At 33.2% G+C, this 2627-nt stretch carries 2 protein-coding genes; both read left to right on the forward strand.

Annotated features, from left to right (window positions below; all coding sequences use genetic code 11):
• Window positions 1–610: 610 nt before the first annotated feature.
• Complete coding sequence (locus CRO45_RS19660) at window positions 611–2029, forward strand: IS110 family transposase (RefSeq protein ID WP_235864680.1); 1419 nt, start codon at window positions 611–613, stop codon at window positions 2027–2029.
• Between the two features lie 69 nt (window positions 2030–2098).
• Window positions 2099–2461 carry a hypothetical protein gene (locus CRO45_RS19665; RefSeq protein WP_097151297.1) on the forward strand — a complete coding sequence of 121 codons (363 nt, stop codon included), beginning with the start codon at window positions 2099–2101 and terminating at the stop codon, window positions 2459–2461.
• Window positions 2462–2627 lie beyond the last annotated feature (166 nt).

The following is a 2627-nucleotide window of genomic DNA, read 5'->3' on the forward strand; positions in this document are numbered from 1 at the left end:
TAGTTTCTGTAAGGCATTAACTTCTAGATATTAATTTTCATAGACTACATGCTAACGCATAGGTCTTTTAAAAAAATGTAATTTAATATATATTATACTCATCAATGTACCTTTGACTTAAACGTGGGTTCTCTAAGTGAGAAACTCTGCCGTTAGTTTGGGGACATTGTTTTTTTATTCAAAAATCATGTAAAATAAAAATGTGCAGTGACCTTTATGGTGATTCCGACCTTTACTGGATTGGGGCTAGTTTCCTAGACCTCTAATATTGACGTGAGGCACTCCATGTTATTTACGGCACTGCACATAAAATTATTCATAGCTACTTAAATCCTGTTAATTTTCGACAGGATTTTTTATTTTTCAGAAGGAATATTAAAATGGATGTCGTATTTTTTATATTTAATAGACTATATAGAAATCAAAATAAATCTAATATTATTTTTAACAGTTGAAACTCTACCGTTGTTTGGAGCTTTGTATAAAGACTCTTTAGTTCAATTTGAGATTTAATATCTGGCGATATAATCCTGACATGCTACATTGGGCTTTAAGCTCTAACAGAAACTTGGATAGTCAGATATGTCATACTGTTTTGGAGGAATATTTGATGAACACTAATAGTCCATTTAGCTATGGAAATGAAACTGAGTTTAATAAAGATCAAGAACCACGAAATTTTTACCAGTTCTATGTTGGAATTGATATAGGAGCCAGTTTTCATGTTGCTTCTTGTATAAGATACGATGCTTTTTTAGATCCAAAAGGAATAGCTTGGAAGCGTACTAAGACACTAAAATTCAACTCTGATAGTATTGGAATTGTAGAATTTTTAAACGCCTTAAAGCAAATTGAAAAGCAGTTTAATATAAATAAAGACGACTTCTTACTGCTACTTGAACCTACTGGTGGGCATTATTCCTATCTAGTCCAACAGGTTTTATTAAATGAGGGTTACGATTTATACCAGATAGAAAATAAGGCTGTTGGGGAATTCCGTAAAAGTTTAGGAATTAGCGAAAAAACAGATTCAATGGACGCTAAGGTAATGTCATATATGGGATGGCATAAGCAACTACACCCCCATATGCAGGGCGTTACATTAATAAGACCTCAAACAGTGCTTCAATCCTTATTTAGAACGGTGATGAGAGATCGATGGTATCTCAACGTTCAACTTACTCGAAGAAAAAATCAAGTGCAACAATTATTAAAAGTCACTCACCCTGATTTAAATAAAGCATTTAAAAAGTTAAGTTCAATCTCAGTAATGAAATTGGTTCTAGAATACCCTACTGGACTACATATGAAAGAAACTAGCGAAGATGAGCTATACCACGCTATTTCAAAAGCTGGTGCTAAAAATGTTGCCAAAAAGGCTGCTAAAATTTTAGCAGAAGTGATGCCAAATACAGTCGCTGTACCTGTTGAACACCTCGTAGGACGTCAAAAGTGGGTTATTGAAGAAGCCTTACGGCTTGAAGAAAGTTTAAAACTGATAGATCAAGAAATTCATGATCTTCTATGGGGAGTACCCGAAAAAGGAATTCAACCCCACCCTTATACTGAAATTCTACTGTCCCTCCCCTTCGTTAGTGAAAATATAGCTTGTACATTAATTGGCGTTATTGGTGATATTGAAAGATTCAATACATATAAAGAGTTTAAGAAATACTTAGGGGTTTCGGCTGAAAATACACAATCTGGTACATCAGTAAAAGGGACTAAACAAACAAACAGCGGTGTTCGCGATGCTCGTCGTGTTCTTTATCAGATAGCCCTAATAATTTTGGCAAATGGTAAAACTCACCCTACTGTATTTAAAGCCTATTATGACCGAAAGGTTGAAGAAGGTATGAGTAAGAAAAAAGCAATTGGTCATTTGTGTGGTAAATTGGCTAATTTAATTTATTCTCTTTTGAAAAATAACGTTAAATACGATCCAGTTATCCATGCAGCTGCTTGCGGTATTAACTTGGCTGACTTAAATAAATCTAATGAAGAAAAAGAACCTTTATTATTAAGCTAACTTAGCAGTTTAATGCAATAAGTACAAACGGATATAATAAATAAAAATAAATTAATTGAGGTGTTCTTAGTGGTAGAAGTAATTGGTGTTTATGAAGTTAATGAGGACGTTCACCTTATTGAGTTGAAAATTGATACAAAGCCATCAGATGTAAATGTAGAAGGCTTTACACAAGAAATAGAAGGCGTTTCTAAAGATGATTGGCAAGTTGCTTACGATGAATATTATCTAAATGACGAAGGAAGTAAGGTAATAGGAGACTTCTTCAATAAACCAGCGGAAGATTTAACCCCTACTCGAATAGCATTCTTTTTATATTTTGTGGATTTTACTACGCCACTATTAACACCTTTTGGAAAAGTTAATTTACCATCACCTCTACATATGCCTGAAAGACTAAAAGATATTATAGAGTTTGAAGAAGTCGATTAAGTTTATTGAACTAACGAAGGCTTTTCTTCAATAAGGTACCCTATTTTTCACATATCCCTAAGTCTATTAAAACGCCAAAAATCCCTACTTTTATATTGAAAGCAGGGATTTTACTTTGTATTCAATTATGAGTTTTTAAATTAAAGCACTACACTACATTTAAGTA

Origin of the sequence: Ureibacillus acetophenoni (genome assembly GCF_900220965.1) — a bacterium.
Classification (GTDB): domain Bacteria; phylum Bacillota; class Bacilli; order Bacillales_A; family Planococcaceae; genus Ureibacillus; species Ureibacillus acetophenoni.

Bases quoted from the DNA above. Each gene is read 5' to 3' on its own strand.
- CRO45_RS19660 (WP_235864680.1), top strand. From the start codon at position 611: ATGAACACTAATAGTCCATTTAGCTATGGAAATGAAACTGAGTTTAAT.